Origin of the sequence: Limnobaculum eriocheiris, assembly GCF_021010575.1 — a bacterium.
GTDB lineage: Bacteria > Pseudomonadota > Gammaproteobacteria > Enterobacterales > Enterobacteriaceae > Limnobaculum > Limnobaculum eriocheiris.
Map to the genome: position 1 here is coordinate 1 of NZ_JAJNAG010000088.1, position 2,001 is coordinate 2,001.

General features: G+C 55.2%; 1 protein-coding gene. It reads left to right on the plus strand.

Going from position 1 to position 2,001, the window contains the following annotated elements; all coding sequences use genetic code 11:
* Window positions 1-5: 5 nt before the first annotated feature.
* Window positions 6-2,000: a transketolase gene (tkt, locus tag LPW36_RS17555; protein ID WP_230611878.1), complete on the plus strand. Its 1,995-nt coding sequence runs from the start codon at window positions 6-8 to the stop codon at window positions 1,998-2,000.
* The last annotated feature ends 1 nt before the right edge of the window (window position 2,001 follow it).

The window sequence follows — 2,001 nt, forward strand, 5'->3', positions numbered from 1 at the left end:
TAATAATGCCTTCTCATAAAGAACTCGCTAACGCTATTCGCGCCCTCAGTATGGACGCCGTACAAAAGGCCAAATCAGGCCATCCGGGAGCCCCGATGGGCATGGCCGATATCGCGGAAGTTCTGTGGCGCGGTTTCCTAAAACATAATCCAACCAATCCGCAGTGGGCTAACCGCGACCGTTTCGTGCTGTCTAATGGCCATGGCTCCATGCTGATTTACAGCCTGTTGCACCTGAGTGGTTACGACCTGACTATCGACGATTTAAAACAGTTCCGTCAGCTGCATTCCCGCACTCCGGGCCACCCGGAATATGGCTATGCACTGGGCGTGGAAACCACCACCGGTCCGCTGGGTCAGGGTATCTGTAACGCCGTCGGTATGGCGATTGCCGAACGCACGCTGGCGGCCCAGTTCAACCGCCCGGGTCACGACATTGTTGACCACTACACCTACACCTTTATGGGCGACGGTTGCATGATGGAAGGGGTATCTCACGAAGCCTGTTCACTGGCCGGTACCCTGAAGCTGGGCAAGCTGATTGCTTTTTACGATGACAACGGCATCTCCATTGATGGTCACGTTGAGGGCTGGTTCACTGACGATACGGCGATGCGTTTTGAAGCTTACGGCTGGCACGTTATTCGCGGCATTGATGGCCACGACTCAGAAGCCATTCGCAAGGCAGTAGCGCAGGCACAGAAAGAGACCGGTAAACCTTCCCTGCTGATGTGCAAAACCATCATTGGTTTTGGTTCTCCAAACAAAGCGGGTACGCACGACAGCCACGGTGCACCATTAGGTGATGCGGAAGTCGCGGCCACCCGTGAAGCGCTGGGCTGGAAATACGAGCCGTTCGTTATTCCTCAGGAAATTTACGGCGCCTGGGATGCCAAATCTGCCGGTAAGGCCGCGGAAGCCGAGTGGGACAAGCAGTTTGCTGCCTATCGTGCCGCCCATCCGGCGCTGGCGGCAGAGTTCAGCCGTCGCGTGAGCCATCAGTTACCGGCACAGTGGCAGGCAGAATCTCAGAAGTTTATCGAGAATTTACAGGCAAATCCGGCCAACATTGCCAGCCGTAAGGCATCACAAAACGCACTGGAAGCCTTTGGTAAAGTCCTGCCGGAGTTTCTGGGTGGTTCAGCCGACCTGGCACCCAGCAATCTGACCATGTGGTCCGGTTCAAAATCCATTGTGGATGACCTGGCGGGTAACTACATTCACTACGGCGTGCGCGAGTTTGGCATGTCGGCAATCATGAACGGTATCGCCCTGCACGGTGGTTTTGTGCCTTACGGTGCCACCTTCCTGATGTTTATGGAATATGCCCGTAACGCGGTACGTATGGCTTCGCTGATGAAAATTCGCAGCCTGTTTGTCTATACCCATGACTCCATTGGTCTGGGCGAAGACGGCCCGACTCACCAGCCGGTAGAACAGATGGCCAGCCTGCGTCTGACGCCAAACATGAGCACCTGGCGTCCGTGTGACCAGGTTGAATCAGCCATTGCGTGGAAAGCGGCGATTGAGCGTCTGGATGGTCCGAGTGCACTGATTTTCTCCCGTCAGAATCTGGTTCAACAGCCGCGTAGTGCCGAACAGCTGGGGAACGTAGCCCGCGGTGGTTATGTGCTGAAAGATTGTGCAGGTACGCCGGAGTTAATTCTGATTGCCACCGGTTCTGAAGTAAGTCTGGCGGTAGATGCGGCAGACAAACTGACGGCCGAAGGCCGTAAGGTTCGCGTGGTGTCCATGCCTTGTACCGAAGTGTTTGACCGTCAGGATGCCGCTTACCGTGAATCGGTATTGCCATCAGGCGTAACGGCACGCGTTGCGGTAGAAGCGGGAATTGCGGACTTCTGGTTTAAATACACCGGTCTGAATGGTCGTATTGTTGGCATGCGCAGCTTTGGTGAATCCGCACCGGCAGAACAACTGTTTGCCGAGTTTGGCTTTACCGTTGATAACGTCGTGGCGAACGCCCGTGAGTTGTTGAAGTAAA

Coding starts and splice junctions, on each gene's coding strand:
- tkt (WP_230611878.1), top strand. CDS start 6: ATGCCTTCTCATAAAGAACTCGCTAACGCTATTCGCGCCCTCAGTATG.